We start from the raw sequence: 17,645 nt of genomic DNA, 5'->3' as shown, positions 1-17,645 counted from the left end.
AAAGGCAATGAGCTTCAACCATCGAGAAATAGAGAAAAAATGGCAGGATTATTGGGAAAAAAATAAAACGTTTAAAACGGTCGATGACGATGACAAGCCGAAATTTTACGTGCTAGATATGTTCCCGTATCCGTCAGGAGCAGGGCTGCACGTCGGCCATCCGGAAGGCTACACCGCCACTGATATTTTGGCGCGCATGAAGCGGATGCAAGGCTATAACGTGCTTCATCCGATGGGATGGGACGCGTTCGGCTTGCCGGCGGAGCAATATGCGCTTGATACCGGAAACGATCCGGCGGAGTTTACCGAAAAAAACATTAATACGTTCCGACGCCAAATTAAATCGCTAGGGTTTTCGTACGACTGGGACCGGGAAATCAACACGACCGATCCGAATTACTATAAATGGACGCAATGGATTTTCTTAAAGCTGTATGAGAAAGGGCTCGCTTATATGGATGAAGTCCCGGTCAACTGGTGCCCGGCGTTAGGCACGGTGCTTGCCAATGAAGAAGTTATTAACGGCAGAAGCGAACGCGGCGGCCACCCGGTGATCCGCAAGCCGATGCGGCAATGGATGCTCCGCATTACCGCCTACGCGGACCGTTTACTCGAAGACTTGGAAGAGTTAGATTGGCCGGAAAGCATTAAAGAAATGCAGCGCAACTGGATTGGCCGCTCAGAAGGCGCGGAAATCCGGTTTGAAGTCGATGGCCATGAAGAAACGTTCACCGTCTTTACCACTCGTCCAGATACGCTATTTGGTGCGACGTATACTGTATTAGCTCCAGAGCATCCGCTTGTTGAAAAAATTACGACTCCAGAGCAAAAAGCGGCAGTGGAAGCGTATTTAGATGCGATTAAAAGCAAGAGCGACCTTGAGCGCACTGATTTGGCGAAAGAAAAAACGGGAGTATTCACCGGCGCATATGCGATTCACCCAGTCACTGGCGAGAAGCTGCCAATTTGGATTGCCGATTATGTGCTGATGAGCTACGGCACTGGTGCAATTATGGCCGTGCCAGCACACGATGAGCGCGACTATGAATTTGCGAAAAAATTTAATTTGCCAATCAAAGAAGTTGTCGCCGGCGGCGATATTGCGAAAGAAGCATATACGGGCGACGGAGAGCATATTAACTCTGATTTCTTAAACGGTCTAAACAAAGAAGAAGCGATCAAGAAAATGATTGAATGGCTAGAAGCCAATGGAAAAGGACAAAAGAAAGTTTCATACCGTCTCCGCGACTGGCTGTTCAGCCGCCAGCGCTACTGGGGCGAGCCGATCCCGATCATTCATTGGGAAGATGGAACGATGACGCCGGTGCCGGAAGAAGAGCTGCCATTAAAGCTGCCAAAAACCGATCAAATTAAACCGTCCGGTACAGGAGAATCACCGCTTGCCAATATCAAGGAATGGGTGAACGTCGTCGATCCGAAAACAGGCAAAAAAGGGCGCCGCGAAACGAACACGATGCCGCAATGGGCAGGAAGCTGCTGGTATTATTTGCGTTATATCGATCCGCATAATGACAAGCAGCTGGCCGATCCGGAAAAATTGAAAAAATGGCTGCCGGTTGATGTGTATATCGGCGGTGCGGAGCATGCTGTGCTTCACTTATTGTATGCGCGTTTCTGGCATAAATTTTTATATGACATCGGCGTCGTGCCGACAAAAGAGCCGTTCCAAAAATTGTTTAACCAAGGCATGATTCTTGGCGAAAACCATGAAAAAATGAGCAAATCAAAAGGAAATGTCGTCAATCCGGACGATATTATCGAAAGCCACGGTGCCGATACGCTGCGCTTATACGAAATGTTTATGGGACCGCTGGAAGCGTCGATCGCCTGGTCGACTAAGGGGCTGGACGGAGCGCGCCGCTTCCTAGACCGCGTCTGGCGCTTATTTGTCGAAGAAAATGGAGAGCTGAACCCGAAAATCGTCGACAATCCGGAAACGGATACACTTGAGCGCGTATACCATCAAACGGTGAAAAAAGTGACCGAAGATTATGAAGCGCTTCGCTTTAATACAGCGATTTCGCAATTGATGGTGTTTATTAACGAAGCATACAAAGCGCCGCAGCTGCCAAAAGCCTATATGGAAGGATTTGTGAAACTATTATCGCCGGTTTGCCCGCATATCGGGGAAGAACTATGGCAAAAACTCGGCCATAACGATACGATCGCATACGAGCCATGGCCAACGTATGATGAATCAAAACTAGTGGAAGAGGAAGTTGAAATCGTTGTGCAAGTGAATGGAAAAGTAAGAGCGAAACTGCATGTGCGCGCGGATTTATCGAAAGAGGAGCTTGAACAAATGGCATTGCAGGACGAAAAAATTAAAGAGCATATCGCCGGCAAAACGGTGCGCAAAGTCATTACCGTTCCTGGGAAATTGGTGAATATTGTAGCGAACTAATCTAGTGCCCCTCCTTTGCGAGGGGCATACGATAGAAAGGAGACGAAGTGATGGACGAAATTAAAGAAATCACTGCGGCGGAAGTAAAAGAAAGACTTGATCGTGGCGAAAAACTGAACATTGTCGACGTACGCGAAGATGAGGAAGTCGCACTTGGCATGATCCCTGGAGCGAAACATATCAAAATGGGAGAAATTCCAAGCCGGCTCGATGAATTCAATAAAGAGGAGGAGTATATTTTCGTTTGCCGCTCCGGCCGGCGCAGCGAAAACGTTTGCCGTTATTTGCAGGAATTAGGCTACCGCGTCTGCAATATGGTCGGCGGGATGCTCGAATGGGAAGGAGATACGGTGCCAAAAAAATAGCCTATTGTTTTGGCTGAATCCTATTCTTTTTGATACAGTAAAGAAAAAAGCGTTCGGTTGTTTCTTTACGAGAAGCGACCGAGCGTTTTTTCAAGAAGGTAACCGCTTTTGTCGCAACTCGTTTTTCGTCGACACGGCGATATTTTCCTAATGATTGCACTTATAACCCGTTGATTTTCCCAATAAACGAAAGAGCGTGATTTAGTACAATAAAAGACATAAAAGAGCGATACCGGTTTCTTTTTCTATCCCTTTAGTACCAATGGGTGATTCCTAACCCGATAAAAAGATTGTATAATTTTCGTTAAATTTAAACTATTCGCACACATGGGCAAAGGGGTAGATATTCATTGAAGATTGGCGATCGCTTAAAGTTCACCCGTCTCAAAAAAGAAATGACTCAAGAAGAAGTGGCGGAAGGAATTATTTCCGTATCGTATTTGTCGAAAATTGAAAACAACCAAGTAACGCCGAGTAAAGAAGTGTTGCACTTACTTTGTCAGCGGCTTGGGATTGACAACTTATTTCACGAACGGATGAATGAACTGATGAAGCAAATAATGTTATGGTATAAGGCAATAACAGATAAAAATGAATGGAAAGCAGCGGAAATGTATGAAAAAATAAAGAAAATGATAGAGTATTTTAACGATGCGGAAGCAAATATTTATTTTCTACTAATGGAGATGCGCTATTATTTGTTCATGAAAAATATTTCCGCCGCTGAAGCCGCAATGATGCAGATTCGCGAATTGTACAATGCATTTGACCATGAAATGAAATACTACTATTACAAATTTTTCGGGCTTTTATATTATTGCAAAGAAAAATATGAAGAAGCGCTGGAGTATTACAAAAAGGCAGAGGAGCTGTTTCGGCTTCAATCGTTTCCAAAGTGGGAAGAAGCAGACTTGTATTATTTGTTAGCGCTTGCATACAGCCGGTTATGGAAAATGTTAAGCTGCATCAACTATGTGCAGTGCGCGCTAGCCATTTACCAAGCAGATTATAACTTAAAGCGAAGCGCGGAATGTCATGTGCTGCTAGGAATTTGCTATCGAAGGTACGGCGAGCTGGACAAGGCGGTCGAATGTTACTCCCTTGCGCAAAAGGCGGCGCAAATGGTCAACGATATTGAACTGCTGGGCATTATTGAGCATAATTTGGGCTACTTGAAATCGATGAAGAAGGAGCATCGGGAAGCGATTCGACACTACGAAAATAGTTTAGTATATAAAAAACACGCTACGCTTGCCGATCGCTTTATTACGTTATTTTCTCTTATTCGCGAATATTATGTTTCGCAAAATTATCGCAAGGCGCTGGCAAGCGTGGAAGAAAGCCTGCAGCTTTTAAAACAGCATTCCGAACCTATTTCCTATGAATATTACCTTCATTTTACCGTCTATCAATATTTATTATCTCGCGATGTTTCTGAACAGGAATTCGAAATGTTTATGAAAAATGAAGTTATCCCCTATTTTCAAAAACACAAAAAATATGAAGATGTGGCGCAATACGCCGAGTATTTAGCAGACTACTACGAGCGCTGCCACAAGTATAAGCTAGCAAGCAAATATTATAAAATGAGCTATGATTTTCTAAAAAAAATTATACCTATTTAGGAGGAATTGTTTTAAAAAGAGCGATGATCAGCGTGTTATTGTTAATGGTGTTAGGAGTGCCAGTTTTTTCGGCCATGTCCAAGCGCCGGAAGAAGTCGCCAAAGATCAATTTCCACCGCCAACCGCTATGGTAAAATAGCCAAAAAGTCAGCCGGCGATAGGTGACGGCTGTTTTTTGTTTGGACAGCCAGCGTTTTATTTATAGGCAATCAGTCTTGTATGAAGAAAGTGCGTATGATTTACAAAAACGTGCCTAACCGACTCAATTATGGTGGAAACATGCAATGATCCGCTTCACCATCCATTATAGCCGCGATTATCATAACGTGTTTTGGAACGGTCCACAGATGGTGTACGGGGATAGAGGCGGACAAACATTCCTTGCATTTTTTGAAAAAAGGGCGTGAAGGAATTTCTACATAGTTGGTGAAAATGATGAAATAAAGGAAAAAACCGGAGGGAGAAGAAAAATGTACAAAGTCAAAGTATTCGATAAAGAGCATGAAAAGGATTTGGAAGCAGCGGTCAACGATTTTTTATCACGATTAAAAGACGGACAGTTAATCGACGTCAAATACAGCGTGGCGGCGATGGAGTCGGAAGGAGAACAAATTTACTGCTTTTCGGCAATGATTATTTACCGGACCTAACGTTGCCTATTAGGTCCGGTGGGAAATGGCGTATGCGGCGGCATTGACGCCGGCGAGCCGGCCGGTCACCAATGCTGCGGTGATGTTATAACCGCCTGTGTAGCCGTGAATATCTAAAATTTCCCCGCAAAAATAAAGACCTTCCATGAATTTGGAAGCCATCGTTTTCGGTTGGATTTCTTTCACCGAAACACCTCCGCCGGTGACAAACGCTTTTTCTAACGGCAATGTGCCATGAACGTGAAAGGTAAACTGTTTGCACTGATGGACAAACGTCCGAATCATTTCGTGCGACACTGTTGCGGCCGGCGCCTGCGGGTCGATGCCGCTTTGTTCTAGCAAAAATAAGACATATCGCTCCGGCAGCAAGCCTTTTAACACGTTTTTGACCGCTTTTTTGGGCTCTTCTTTACATAGATGGGCAATGTGCTGAAACAGTTCTTCCTTATTGTGGTCAGGAAGCGCATCAATGCTCATCATAACCGCATCTTTGCCATACTTTTCCAGTGCTTTGACGACGAATTGGCTGCAGCGAAGGGCGGCCGGGCCGGAAATGCCGAAATGGGTAAACAGCATGTCCATTCGATGGGTAATGATCGGTTTTCCGTTTGGTTTCAGGACGCTTAAAGCGACATCGCGCAGCGACAAGCCTTGCAAAATCCGTTCTTGAATGAACGGTTCCTTTGATGTAATCGGAACTTCGGTTGGAAACAACTCGGTAATCGTATGCCCCGCTTTTTCTGCCCAAGCATAGCCGTCACCGGTAGAGCCGGTCTGTGGGACTGATTTGCCGCCCACAGCGACGACGACTGCCTTGGCTTCGATAAATTCGCCGGTTTTTAGCGTGACGCCTATCGTTTTTCCATGCTCGTACCCAACATCAGCAACCGGCGTGTTGAGCCAAACATCTACATGCAGCCGTCTTAACTCGTTCACTAACGCTTGTACAACCGATTGCGCGTTATCGGTCACCGGAAACATGCGACCATGATCTTCTTCTTTTAGCTGTACGCCTAACCGTTCGAAAAAGCGAATAATATCTTCATTATTAAATTCGGAGAAAGCGCTGTATAAAAATCTTCCGTTTCCAGGAATATGTTTAATAATTTCTTCGACAGGGAGACGGTTTGTTACGTTACATCGTCCGCCGCCGGAAATGGCAAGTTTCCGCCCTAGCTTGTTCCCTTTTTCAATAAGAAGCACTTTTGCCCCTTGTTCCGCAGCGCCAATTGCCGCCATTAATCCCGATGGCCCTCCCCCAATAACAACAACTTCATATGTCATTTTCTTCACTATCCTTTCCTTCTTGATTATAATGGAGCGGGGGAAAATTTCTCGACATGATCAAAAATATGATAAAATATCATAGTTATCATTTTCAATGTGATCAAATTAGGGAAGGGATCGTATGTCTACCTCAAAATTATTGCGCGGAACGTTTATTCTGACAGCTGGTGTCATGATTTCTCGGATTCTCGGTTTAATTTACGTAATTCCTTTTTATCATCTTGTTGGCGAACGAGGCGGCGCGCTTTACGGGTACGGGTATGTGCCGTACCAAATTTTCCTCAGCCTTGCTACCGGAGGGTTGCCGCTGGCCGTTTCCAAATTCGTGTCCAAGTATAATGCGTTGGAAGAATACCGACTTGGTTACGAGCTGTTTCGTTCAGGCCTGCGATTCATGATGCTAACCGGCATCTTGTCGTGCGCGATTTTATATATGATTGCGCCGTGGCTTGCCCCGTTTGTCATTGATGAACGGGCAAATGTCAATTCTATTGACGATGTCGTCACGGTCATTCGTGCCGTAAGCTTTGCGCTTCTTGTCGTGCCTGTGATGAGCTTGATTCGCGGTTTTTTCCAAGGGCATGAATCGATGGGACCGACAGCCTTATCCCAAGTTGTCGAACAAATTGTTCGCATCGTTTTTCTGCTTGCGGGCTGCTATGTGGTGATGCGCGTATTGAACGGCTCTGTCGTTACCGCTGTTAGCGTGGCGACGTTTGCCGCCTTTGTCGGAGCGGTTGGGGGACTTATCGTTCTTCTTTGGTATTGGTGGAAGCGCAAGCCGTATTTGGACAAGTTATTAGCGAGGGACCGCGGTGAGGTGACGCTCTCCGTAAAAGAAATGTATAAAGAATTATTGCTGTATGCCGCTCCGTTTGTATTTGTCGGGCTGTCAATGTCGCTTTACCAGCTAGTCGACCAGTTTACATTTAACCATGCGATGGCCAGTATCGGACTCGGGAAGATATCGGAGCACGCCTACTCAGTTTTTAATATGTGGGTGCAAAAATTGGTGATGATTCCGGTGACGCTGGCCACCTCCTTTAGTTTAACGCTCATTCCAACCATCACAAAGGCGTATGTAGAAAGAGACCAAAAATCGCTGCGAAAATATTTAAATCAAACGTTTCAAGTCATCATGTTTTTAACATTGCCGGCGGTTGTCGGCATGGCCGTTCTCGCCGAGCCGGTGTATGCCGCGTTTTATAGCCATGATCCGCTCGGAGAGCAAGTGTTGCGCTGGTATGCGCCAACTGCGATTTTGTTCGCATTGTTTTCCGTGACAGCGGCGATGCTGCAAGGCATTAATCAACAACGTTTTTCGGTCGTCAGCTTAACGATGGGACTTTTCGTGAAACTTTTACTCAATACGTTTCTTATTACAAAATTTGCGACGATTGGCGCGATACTTGCGACTATGTCTGGTTATTTGGTTTCGGTTATATTTAATTTATGGATTATTAAAAAATACACAAAATACCGATATCAGTTTGTCATACGCCGCACGATTTTTATTGGAATATTAACGGCGCTTATGTCCATATTTGTTGCGATTGTACAGCTGCTTTTGAAATCGATGCTTCATTATCGTGGCGGAACAGTGGAATCGATCGTGATCGTCGCGATTGGTGCAATTATCGGCGCAGGAGTGTATTTCTTTTTCAGCGATCGGTTTGGTCTGCTTGCCTCACTGTTTGGCGATCGCTTTGCATTTTTGCGGCGCAGAAAGGAAAAGAAGGCGGTCTCTTAGCCGCCTTCTTTTCTAAAAGATTAAAATTCTTCAAAAGGGAGCCCAAGCCGGCGCTCGACGCGTTGCAAGCGACGGTTAAGACGATTGAGACGATCTTCATGACGCTGTAACGTCCGTTCGATCCGATTCAGTTGCTGCTGAATGTTTCCGAGACCCCCTGGGAAACCTCCTGGGAAGCCAGGGCCAAAAGGTTGAGTAGGTTGTTGACGATAATCATCTGTCATTGGAAGATAATAATTCATTATGGGCCAATCTCCTTTCTTCTTTTTTCTTTCATAGTGTATGGAAATAGGAAGAATGCGGACTAGACAAACGCCTAATTGAAGCAAATTTTTTAAAAGGTGGTGAAAACATTGGGGTTGCGTATTGATAAAATGCTGGCCAACATGGGGTACGGAACAAGAAAAGAAGTAAAAAAAATGCTGAAATCAGGGGTTGTCAAAATTGACGGTGTTGTGGTAAAAGATCCGAAAACACAAGTCAACCCGACTGAGCAGGTCATTACTGTCTGGGGAGAAGAAGTGGAGTATAAAGAGTTTATTTATTTAATGATGAACAAGCCGCCAGGAGTGATTTCGGCAACAGAAGATATGGTGGAAGAAACGGTCATTGACCTGCTAGAAGAGGAAGACCGAGTGTTTTTGCCATTCCCGGTTGGGAGGCTGGATAAAGATACAGAGGGGCTTTTATTGCTGACGAATGACGGACAGTTGGCCCACCAATTACTTTCGCCGAAAAAACATGTGCCAAAAACGTATTTTGCTGTCATCGATGGAGCAGTGACAGAGGAAGATGTGGCGGCATTCCGCCGCGGTGTGGTGTTAGATGACGGTTACAAAACGAAGCCAGCGGAGCTCGTTATTTTAAAATCTGGGCTTCGTTCCGATGTAGAGGTAACGATCACAGAAGGAAAGTTCCACCAAATAAAGCGGATGTTCCGGGCGGTAGGTAAACGGGTCGTTTACTTAAAGCGGATTCAAATGGGGCCCCTTGTTCTCGATCCCTCACTGGATGTCGGGCAATATCGCGAATTAACCGATGAAGAGGTGGAAATGTTAAAACAGTTTCGCGCATGAATCTTTCCCCCTTTCATTCCGTTTAGAGGAAGGAAGACTTCCCAGGAAAAATGTGAAAGAGGAAAAAAAAAGGAACCGCGGTTGGGTTCCTTTTTATATGCAAACTAAATACATATTCTGCTTTTGGCATGTTGAGGCTTATTCTTATCTCGCTATAACCTCTCACCTTTTTCTCTCTTCTCCACATCCGTTAAGAAGATATACGCACCTTCTTGTTGGTTGTCGTCCATTTGCCCTTGCTAGGGCTGCGAACTAGGTCGTTATACGCTAACACATTTAAATCGCGCTGAATCGTCCTTGGGGTGGTGCCAAACTCATCAACAAGTTCCTGCGTCGTTACGGTTCCCTTCTCGCTAATGTACATGTACACCGATTTAATTCGTGTTAGCATACGATGTGTTGAAGGTTTCAAAAGACCACTCCCTATCTTTGCGTAATTCGCATGGCACAACATCACTTTTTCCAAGATGAGAGATTATATCTTTTTGTCTTTTTACTATCATTTTACACGAAAATAGATGAAAAATGCTACCCATTTGCCGATATTAACGAAATATTTAAACATTTTGTGAAGAAGTTGTAATATCAATGCAAAAAAAGAAAACTTTGACTTTCTTGATTCATTTGTGTTACGTTGACAACAAAGAGCAATGAAAAAGAAAGGAAGAGTAGGTGTGGGCATCAACTGGCTAGAAGAAGTATTAAAGCGGAAAGAAGAGTTGATTCAAGATACGCAGGCGCTTTTACGCATTCCGAGCGTTCTTGACGAAGAAAGTGCCACAGAGGAAGCACCGCTTGGCCGAGGAGTATATGAAGCATTGCAATTTTTGTTGCGACGTGGACAGGAGGAAGGTTTTACAGCCAAAAATCTCGATGGACTGGCTGGACATTTGGAAATGGGACAAGGCGATGAGCTCATCGGTATATTATGCCATGTCGATGTCGTGCCGCCTGGGGACGGCTGGTCGAGTGATCCGTTTGCGGCAGAAATTCGCGATGAGAAAATCTATGCCCGCGGCGCCATTGATGATAAAGGGCCGACAATGGCGGCGCTTTATGCGATGAAAATAGTAAAAGAACTCGGTTTGCCGCTTCGAAAACGGGTGCGCATGATTATCGGAACGGATGAAGAGAGCAACTGGCGCTGTGTCGACCATTATTTCAAGCATGAAGAAATGCCGACGATGGGATTTGCTCCGGATGCTGATTTTCCGATTATTTATGCAGAAAAAGGAATTGTCGACCTCGATTTGTGTCAGCCGCTTACCGAAATGAGCGAACAAGGCGGAATTCAGCTGTATTCGTTCCGCTCCGGCCGCCGTTACAATATGGTGCCTGATTTTGCCGAAGCAGTATTGGCTGTAAATGATGAACAAAAAGAAAAAATAGAGAAGCATTATCATCATTTTTTGCGTGAGGCAAACATGAAAGGAAATGCCATTGTCAAAGAGGAGACAATCACTTTTCAACTAGAAGGGGTTTCCGCGCACGCGATGGAGCCGGACAATGGAAAAAATGCCGGATTATGGCTGGCGAAATGGCTTTCGAGTATCGAGCTGGATGCGCCGGCAGCGTCATTTATCCGTTTTGTGACCGACTATTTCTTTGCTGATTCACGCGGAAACAAGCTAGGTATTGCCTACCATGATGAGATTACCGAAGATTTAACGGTGAACGTCGGCATCTTATCGTATGACCGACAAGGCGGTGCAAAAATCGGCTTAAACATCCGCTATCCGGTTACGAATGAAATAGAACAAACAAAACAAAAACTAGAAGCCGTTGCCGCACAGCATGGCTTTACGGTCGGGCATTTCAGTGACTCCAAACCGCATTATGTCGACCAAAATCATGAATTAGTACGGACGCTGCAGCGTGTATACGAAGAACAAACCGGTGAGCGCGCTACGCTGCTTTCCATCGGCGGCGGCACCTATGCCCGCTCCTTAAAAGCGGGAGTCGCGTTTGGGCCGCTGTTCCCAGGCCGTCCGGACGTAGCACACCAAAAAGATGAATACATCATCATTGATGATTTGCTAAAAGCAACGGCTATTTATGCTCAAGCTATTTATGAATTAGCAAAGTGAAAAATTGCCAAATTTATGTTACGATAAAGATAACCGCTCTTTGTTGAGCGGTGCTTTTTTTCAAAAGGATGGGAGAGGCGGCATGGAAGTAACGCTGAAACGAGGGGAATCGACCAGCAAGAGTGTATTTCCGCTTTTTTATTTTTTCGTATTTTTCGCCTTTGGGGCGCTATTTCCGCTTTTATCTGTCTATTTGCAAGAAGAGGTTGGACTTTCCGGGACAGAGATCGGGGCAATTATGTCCATTAGCCCGGTAGTGATGATGTTGATCCAGCCGCTTTGGGGAATGGTTACCGATTATACGCGTAAACCCGTTTTCGTACTAACCGTTGCATTATGGGCCACTGCAGTCACCGGATTTGTTTATTCATTGGCCGTGGAATATCGCTGGCTTATGGTAATCGCGGTTTTGCTTGCGGCGATGCAAAGCGCCATCGTGCCGATTTCGGACAGCATTGCCCTTCATCACGTACAACAAGATGGCGGCAGCTACGGCTCGATTCGCTTATGGGGGTCGCTCGGTTTTGCGGTCGCCGTATTAGCCGGCGGCTGGTTATCTGACCATTTTGCCTTTATGACTATTTTTTATTTGTTTTCGTTGATGCTCATATTAGCTGCTTTTCTTGCTTGGCGGCTTCCCAAACAGAGCCAGACGATGAATTCGGGAACGCTTCGCGGTGTCAGACAGCTGCTTGCCATTCCGCATTTTTTGCTATTGCTGCTCTCTACGTTTCTCATTTTTGGTCCGATTTTAGCCAATAATTCTTATTTTGGCATCTTCATTAAGCAGCTTGGCGGAACATTGACGGGAATTGGATTTGCCTTTCTACTGGCAGCGGGAAGTGAAGCGCCGTTTATGAAAATGACGGATAGGCTGATCCGCCGCTTTGGGCTGATTCCGCTCTTCATTTTTGCCACGGCAGTATCAGGCTTGCGCTGGTTCCTGTATTTTTGGGAACCACCGCTTGTTTTCGTATATATCACAACGATTGCGCAAGGTTTTTCCGTCGGTTTATCGATCCCAGCGGCGCTTCAATATGCACGCGATATCGCTCCGAAGCATGTGCAGGCGACAGCCGTATCTCTTTATTCTGCTGCCGGGAACGGATTTGGAGCCTGGTTTTGCACTTTTATCGGCGGATATCTTCTTGATCGCTATCATATTGGAGCGGTATACTTATTTTTTAGTGTATGTACATTTATCGGCATGTTGTCATTAATCGCGATCCATTGGCTAAATAAAAAAAATCATTCTGCAGGTGAAGAAAGATGAAACAAACACATTATTTTATCGCGGTTCCAATGGCTGCGGAAGTAAAAAAGCAAATTGCCCAATGGAAAGAGCAAATCGCCTTTGCTTTTCCGTTCCGGACATGGGTGCACGAAGAAGATTATCATATTACATTAGCGTTTTTAGGACATGTTCCGCAGGCCAAAGTGGAAGAAGTGCGGGAAAAAATGGCCGAAGTGGCGGTACGCCACACTCCTTTTTCTTTATCTTTATCGGAAATCCGTACATTTGGCGACCGGACCGCACCGCGCATTTTATGGCAAGGGGTGGAAAAAGAAGAGAAACTGTGGGTGCTGCAGCGTGATGTGTATACGGCTTGCACCGACATCGGCTTTTCTTTAGACAAACGGCCATTTACCCCACATATTACCATTGCCCGCAAATGGCAAGGAAGCGAGGCGTTTCGTCTGGAGGAGCTGAAACAGAAACCAAGGATAGCGGCGACTTTTTCTGTTCGTGAAATCGTGCTGTATCAAACCCATTTAGACAGAACGCCGAAGTATGAGGCGATCGCTTCATTTCCGTTTTCTGAAAAAGCAACTTCTTAAAAAGGAAGTGTGCAAGTGTGGGGCAATTAATTAAGCTGCAAGATTATATTTCTCGGTATGAAACCGATGTATATCACTATGCTCCTGAATTTATTCGCCTAAAGAAAAAGCAATGGGAGCAAACGAAAGAACAATGGGAGACTGGCCGAAGAAACAATGCTGCTCCCGTCCAGGAGGAAACGTGGGAATGGCTGCTGGAAAAGCCGTCGTTGTTGGAGAGGATGAAAAAATGGGTGCGGCGTTCTTCCGTATCGGAAGATGATGAGGACGTTTCAAGCGCTGATAAGAACGATATTGCAATAAAGGCCGCCAATATTGATGAGCTAAAAATGTTATTTTTAGAAGAACTATTTCATATGCAGCTAAAGTGGGCAAGTTCTACCGCTTGGTATGAATCCAATGTAGAATCAAAATTTTACTACGATGAAACATTAAAGTATTTTTTGCAGCGTTTTCCCGATACGTACCTATGTTTATATAAGCCAGTATTTTTAGTAAAAAACGCCCGAGTCGAATTAGATATCCTTTTGCTGAGCCCGACCACAACATGGTGCATCACTTTTGTCGAGGGAGAAAAAGATAATATTATTATCGCTTCTTCCGACCGCTTTTGGACGGAGATGACGAAGCGGGGAGAAAGAAGGAGAATCAATCCGGTTATTGCACTGCAACGAATGGAGAAAATTGTTGTTGATATATATAAGCGGTATCATATCGATTTCCCTGTGAGGAAAGCGGTAATCAATCGCTACGGCTATATCGATGCCCGCCATTCTCTTAGCGGTGTCCAATACATTGATAAACGAAATTATGCGCGCTGGTTTTCAGCATTAAGGGAATTAACACTCCCGCTAAAGCATGTCCAGTTAAAAGCAGCTTCTTCGCTGTTGAGTCACTGCTATAGCCATTATGATATCCGAACCGCTTGGAATACGGATGAGGAGAAGGTGTAAAGCTAATTACACCTTTTTTTATTTATTGTTTATATTTTGCTTACATATCAATTTCTCCGATATACAAGATGGCTACAGTTGTCATCCGTTTCCTTGGCACCGCATTTCTTCTTTCACGTATGATAATAACACAGCCTGCACCAAAAGAGAGGTGAGCAGAGTTGCTTCAGATAAATCGGAATTTTGCTGCATATTTAGATGCGATGAATGTGGTGACGGTGTTAGTGCCGAAGTCGTATTTCAATGGAGAAATGCAAACATTTACGCTAGGAATGCCATACGGGGAGCGACATCCTTTAACCATAGAGCGAAAAACGGATTTAGGGGAAAGCGTGAAATACGAATGTTTATGTCCGATTCCGATTGAAATAGGAAGGGAATATCTTCTTTATGATCATCAAGGAGAAGCGACCGATTTGCAAATTGGCGCGGTCGTGCGGACAGCGGCATTTGATGAGCAATTTTTTTATGACGGCGATTTAGGCGTCGTGTATACAAAGAAGGAAACGACTTTTCGCGTTTGGGCGCCGACGGCGACAGAGGCAAAAGTAAAGCTGGTTCAACCGCAAACGAACGAAGTGGATTATATACCGCTAAAACGGCTGGAAAAAGGGGTATGGACGGCAACTGTATGCGGCGATTTGGAAGGAATGTATTACACTTATGTCGTATGTGTAAACAAAATTTGGCGCGAAGCGGTGGATCCGTATGCGGTGGCCGTCTCTGTCAACGGGGGGTATGGAGTGATTGTCGATTTAGCGAAGACACGAACGGAAAAGCCGCCTCTCCCTCCGCTTTCTTCACCGACTGACGCGATTATTTACGAAATGCATATCCGCGATTTTACGATTCATCCGGACAGCGGCGTAGTCCATAAAGGAAAATATTTAGGATTGACCGAACTCAATACAAAGGGGCCAAATCATACGACAACCGGGCTTTCTTATTTAAAAGAGTTGGGTATCACACATGTCGAACTGCTTCCATTTAACGATTTTGCCGGAATCGACGAACGCGACCCGCTACGGCAATATAACTGGGGCTACAATCCGGTTCATTATAATGCACCAGAAGGAAGCTATGCGACCGATCCAACGGACCCTTATGCGCGCATTTGCGAGTTGAAACGCGCGATTCATACGCTGCAGGAATACGGCATCCGCGTCATTATGGATGTGGTCTACAACCATGTTTATATACGGGAACAGTCTTCCTTCGAGAAAATTGTTCCAGGATATTACTTCCGTTATGATGAGTACGGCAATCCCGCTAATGGCACTGGAGTTGGAAATGATATTGCTTCCGAACGGAAAATGGTGCGAAAATGGATCGTGGACTCGGTTCGTTTTTGGGCAGAGGAGTACCATGTAGATGGATTCCGTTTTGATTTAATGGGAATTTTAGATATAGAAACAATGAAAGCAGTTCGCGAAACGCTCGATGCGCTAGACCCGTTCATTCTTGTATTTGGAGAAGGATGGGATTTGCCGACACCGCTTCCGTCCAAGCAAAAAGCAACAATGCATAATGCCGAACAGCTGCCGCGCATCGGCTATTTTAACGATTATTTTCGCGATAGTGTCAAAGGGAGCACATTTCAGCTGCTTGACAGAGGATTCGCCCTTGGCAATTGCGATCATCGGGAAAAGGTGAAAGTGGCAATTAGCGGAAGCACCCGCAAAAAAGGAGGAATGTTTCTTCATCCGCTGCAAACCGTTAATTATGTCGAATGTCATGATAACCATACATTTTGGGATAAAATGGAGGCAGCAAACGGTCATGAAAATGAACAAACGCGGAAGAAACGGCAAAAATTGGCAACCGCGATCGTTCTGCTCTCGCAAGGAATTCCATTTTTGCATAGCGGGCAGGAGTTTTACCGAACAAAACAAGGAATAGACAACAGCTATAATGCTCCTGATTCGATTAATCAAATTGACTGGGTCCGAAAGAGCGAGCATGAAGATGATATCCGCTACATTCAAGGGCTGATTGAACTGCGGAAATCCCATCGCGCTTTTCGATTTTCTACTGACGAGGAAATAAATCATTACCTTTTTTTTCTTGAACCAATGCCTTCATCTATAATCGCTTATCATCTTCGCGGTGTGGAGCAATATGGGCCGTGGCGTGATATTGTCGTCATTTACCATAATCAAGAGGAAAAGCAAGATGTGTTTCTTCCCGATGAAGATAAATGGTATGTGCTTTGCGACGAGGTTCGCAGCGGAACGGCGCCGCTGTTTTCTGTGCAGAAAAAAATAAGAGTCGATGGAATCGGAACGTGGGTGCTTGTGAAACAAATGTGACTTTCCTGTTTTTTACAATTGACATAAAATATTTGCAAGAAGTGACCATATTTCAGTATAATACAAGTAAAATGAACGGATAAGGACGTGATTCAGCCGTCCTTTTTATTTACAGAAACTGTATGAAAACTAGTAGGACAGCTATTGTCTGAAATACGGAATCAGGTGATCGCTGTCTCTTATTTTTTTAAGTCGAAGGTGAACATGCTTTGGAACAGTTACTAGGGAAGGAGTGGGACATCACTCCGGCTGGCGGTGCAACAGGAGATGCATATTTTGCGGAATATGAAGGGAGAAAGTTGTTTTTAAAACGGAATTCTTCCCCATTTCTTGCGGTTTTGTCAGCGGAGGGAATCGTCCCGAAATTAGTTTGGACGAAACGATTGGAAAATGGGGATGTATTTACCGCTCAACAGTGGCTGAACGGGAGAGAATTAAAGCCGCATGAGATGGGAAGTGAACAAGTGGCGAGTTTACTGAGCAAAATTCACCGTTCCAAAGAATTAGTGATCATGCTGAAGCGGCTCGGCAAAACTCCGTTGCGGCCAGAAATGATGTTGCAAACACTCAAAGGATCCTTTGCTCGTTATGCGTTGGCCAGTCCATTCATCGATCAAGCGTTCCACTGGCTCGAACAGCACCTATCTTCCTTGCAATGTGATGAGCATGTTGTCTGTCACTGCGATATTAACCATAACAATTGGTTGCTTGCTGAAGACGGCAAACTGTATTTAATTGATTGGGACGGTGCAATGATTGCCGATCCCGCCATTGATATAGGCATGCTTCTTTACTCCTATATTCCGGAAGAAAAATGGGAAGAATGGCTGGAACTTTACGGGTTGGAACTAACCGACAGCCTACGTCTGCGCATGAAATGGTATACGATCGCGCAAACGCTTTATTCGCTTGTATGGCAAAAGAAAAAAAATGCAAAAAAGGAAATGCAACAATCGCTGCATTTCCTACGTAAGCTGGTTGACCCAGTTTGATAATTGCTGCTGGTGGGATAAAATGTGCGAGTTTAAATCAGCGCTGTATTTCCCGTTCTGCCCATATGCGTAGATATCGGGAAGGATGCTTTTGACTTGCGGATGCACTTGTTCATTTCCCAGCAATGATTTGACAAGCCGCTCAATTTGTTCGCATTCGGAAACGGTGCCGCAGCAGTCGGCTTGGTGTTCCGATAAAATGTCTTTTAATATGGTGATTTGATGATGATGATCTAGTGGCAATTGGTACCACCATCCTTTAAAAAATATGCGGTACATTTTATAAT

General features: G+C 44.9%; 16 protein-coding genes and 1 pseudogene. 13 read left to right on the top strand and 4 right to left on the bottom strand.

Going from position 1 to position 17,645, the window contains the following annotated elements:
* The first annotated feature begins 7 nt into the window (after positions 1 to 7).
* From leuS to GCA01S_RS04960, 5 genes and pseudogenes are all read left to right on the top strand, one after another.
* Positions 8 to 2,425 carry a leucine--tRNA ligase gene (gene leuS, locus GCA01S_RS04975; RefSeq protein WP_042407714.1) on the top strand — a complete coding sequence of 806 codons (2,418 nt, stop codon included), beginning with the start codon at positions 8 to 10 and terminating at the stop codon, positions 2,423 to 2,425.
* A 50-nt stretch (positions 2,426 to 2,475) separates the two neighbouring features.
* Positions 2,476 to 2,790, top strand: coding sequence for a rhodanese-like domain-containing protein (locus GCA01S_RS04970; protein WP_017434904.1), 315 nt, complete (start codon positions 2,476 to 2,478; stop codon positions 2,788 to 2,790).
* Between the two features lie 350 nt (positions 2,791 to 3,140).
* A complete protein-coding gene (locus tag GCA01S_RS04965) occupies positions 3,141 to 4,415 on the top strand; it encodes a helix-turn-helix domain-containing protein (protein ID WP_042407712.1) in 1,275 nt (424 codons plus the stop codon).
* Between the two features lie 240 nt (positions 4,416 to 4,655).
* Positions 4,656 to 4,804 (top strand): annotated as a pseudogene (locus GCA01S_RS19195) (peptidase M4 family protein); the annotation flags it as partial.
* A gap of 81 nt (positions 4,805 to 4,885) precedes the next feature.
* Positions 4,886 to 5,065, top strand: a complete 180-nt coding sequence (locus tag GCA01S_RS04960; RefSeq protein ID WP_017434907.1) for a sporulation protein Cse60 — start codon at positions 4,886 to 4,888, stop codon at positions 5,063 to 5,065.
* A 9-nt stretch (positions 5,066 to 5,074) separates the two neighbouring features.
* Here the strand turns inward: GCA01S_RS04960 and GCA01S_RS04955 are convergent, their stop codons facing one another.
* Positions 5,075 to 6,349 carry a BaiN/RdsA family NAD(P)/FAD-dependent oxidoreductase gene (locus GCA01S_RS04955; RefSeq protein WP_042407707.1) on the bottom strand — a complete coding sequence of 425 codons (1,275 nt, stop codon included), beginning with the start codon at positions 6,347 to 6,349 and terminating at the stop codon, positions 5,075 to 5,077.
* A 124-nt stretch (positions 6,350 to 6,473) separates the two neighbouring features.
* Here GCA01S_RS04955 and GCA01S_RS04950 point away from each other — a divergent pair, with 124 nt between their 5' ends.
* Positions 6,474 to 8,102 carry a putative polysaccharide biosynthesis protein gene (locus tag GCA01S_RS04950; RefSeq protein WP_042407706.1) on the top strand — a complete coding sequence of 543 codons (1,629 nt, stop codon included), beginning with the start codon at positions 6,474 to 6,476 and terminating at the stop codon, positions 8,100 to 8,102.
* A 20-nt stretch (positions 8,103 to 8,122) separates the two neighbouring features.
* Here the strand turns inward: GCA01S_RS04950 and GCA01S_RS04945 are convergent, their stop codons facing one another.
* The gene (locus tag GCA01S_RS04945; RefSeq protein WP_017434910.1) at positions 8,123 to 8,344 is read right to left on the bottom strand and encodes a hypothetical protein; all 222 of its coding nucleotides are present in this window, start codon (positions 8,342 to 8,344) and stop codon (positions 8,123 to 8,125) included.
* 111 nt (positions 8,345 to 8,455) lie between these two features.
* Here GCA01S_RS04945 and GCA01S_RS04940 point away from each other — a divergent pair, with 111 nt between their 5' ends.
* A complete protein-coding gene (locus GCA01S_RS04940; RefSeq protein WP_017434911.1) occupies positions 8,456 to 9,178 on the top strand; it encodes a pseudouridine synthase in 723 nt (240 codons plus the stop codon).
* 190 nt (positions 9,179 to 9,368) lie between these two features.
* Here GCA01S_RS04940 and GCA01S_RS19190 read toward each other — a convergent pair whose 3' ends face one another.
* Positions 9,369 to 9,590, bottom strand: coding sequence for a DeoR family transcriptional regulator (locus GCA01S_RS19190; protein ID WP_015864852.1), 222 nt, complete (start codon positions 9,588 to 9,590; stop codon positions 9,369 to 9,371).
* Positions 9,591 to 9,852: 262 nt separating this feature from the next.
* Here GCA01S_RS19190 and pepV point away from each other — a divergent pair, with 262 nt between their 5' ends.
* The 6 genes from pepV (at position 9,853) to GCA01S_RS04910 (ending at position 17,358) form a co-directional block, all read left to right on the top strand.
* Positions 9,853 to 11,265 carry a dipeptidase PepV gene (gene pepV / locus GCA01S_RS04935; RefSeq protein WP_042407703.1) on the top strand — a complete coding sequence of 471 codons (1,413 nt, stop codon included), beginning with the start codon at positions 9,853 to 9,855 and terminating at the stop codon, positions 11,263 to 11,265.
* Between the two features lie 82 nt (positions 11,266 to 11,347).
* Positions 11,348 to 12,538 carry an MFS transporter gene (locus GCA01S_RS04930; RefSeq protein ID WP_042407701.1) on the top strand — a complete coding sequence of 397 codons (1,191 nt, stop codon included), beginning with the start codon at positions 11,348 to 11,350 and terminating at the stop codon, positions 12,536 to 12,538.
* Positions 12,535 to 13,104, top strand: coding sequence for an RNA 2',3'-cyclic phosphodiesterase (thpR, locus tag GCA01S_RS04925; RefSeq protein WP_017434914.1), 570 nt, complete (start codon positions 12,535 to 12,537; stop codon positions 13,102 to 13,104). Before GCA01S_RS04930 ends, thpR begins: the two co-directional genes overlap by 4 nt.
* Positions 13,105 to 13,121: 17 nt before the next feature.
* Positions 13,122 to 14,057: an NERD domain-containing protein gene (locus GCA01S_RS04920; RefSeq protein WP_042407700.1), complete on the top strand. Its 936-nt coding sequence runs from the start codon at positions 13,122 to 13,124 to the stop codon at positions 14,055 to 14,057.
* 161 nt (positions 14,058 to 14,218) lie between these two features.
* Positions 14,219 to 16,366 (top strand): type I pullulanase, encoded by a 2,148-nt coding sequence (gene pulA / locus GCA01S_RS04915; protein ID WP_042407698.1) that lies wholly within the window; start codon positions 14,219 to 14,221, stop codon positions 16,364 to 16,366.
* Between the two features lie 209 nt (positions 16,367 to 16,575).
* On the top strand, positions 16,576 to 17,358 hold the full coding sequence (locus GCA01S_RS04910) for a phosphotransferase family protein (RefSeq protein ID WP_042407696.1): 783 nt from the start codon (positions 16,576 to 16,578) through the stop codon (positions 17,356 to 17,358).
* Here GCA01S_RS04910 and GCA01S_RS04905 read toward each other — a convergent pair.
* Positions 17,332 to 17,601, bottom strand: a complete 270-nt coding sequence (locus GCA01S_RS04905; RefSeq protein WP_042407693.1) for a YtzH-like family protein — start codon at positions 17,599 to 17,601, stop codon at positions 17,332 to 17,334. The two genes, GCA01S_RS04910 and GCA01S_RS04905, sit on opposite strands and share 27 nt — an antisense overlap.
* Positions 17,602 to 17,645: the final 44 nt, after the last annotated feature.

It is taken from the genome of Parageobacillus caldoxylosilyticus NBRC 107762, from assembly GCF_000632715.1.
In the GTDB taxonomy this organism is placed as follows: domain Bacteria; phylum Bacillota; class Bacilli; order Bacillales; family Anoxybacillaceae; genus Saccharococcus; species Saccharococcus caldoxylosilyticus.
This window is presented reverse-complemented; position numbering and strand designations above follow the sequence as displayed.

Coding starts and splice junctions, on each gene's coding strand:
- leuS (WP_042407714.1), top strand. CDS start 8: ATGAGCTTCAACCATCGAGAAATAGAGAAAAAATGGCAGGATTATTGG.
- GCA01S_RS04970 (WP_017434904.1), top strand. CDS start 2,476: ATGGACGAAATTAAAGAAATCACTGCGGCGGAAGTAAAAGAAAGACTT.
- GCA01S_RS04960 (WP_017434907.1), top strand. CDS start 4,886: ATGTACAAAGTCAAAGTATTCGATAAAGAGCATGAAAAGGATTTGGAA.
- GCA01S_RS04955 (WP_042407707.1), bottom strand. CDS start 6,349: ATGACATATGAAGTTGTTGTTATTGGGGGAGGGCCATCGGGATTAATG.
- GCA01S_RS04950 (WP_042407706.1), top strand. CDS start 6,474: ATGTCTACCTCAAAATTATTGCGCGGAACGTTTATTCTGACAGCTGGT.
- GCA01S_RS04945 (WP_017434910.1), bottom strand. CDS start 8,344: ATGAATTATTATCTTCCAATGACAGATGATTATCGTCAACAACCTACT.
- GCA01S_RS04930 (WP_042407701.1), top strand. CDS start 11,348: ATGGAAGTAACGCTGAAACGAGGGGAATCGACCAGCAAGAGTGTATTT.
- thpR (WP_017434914.1), top strand. CDS start 12,535: ATGAAACAAACACATTATTTTATCGCGGTTCCAATGGCTGCGGAAGTA.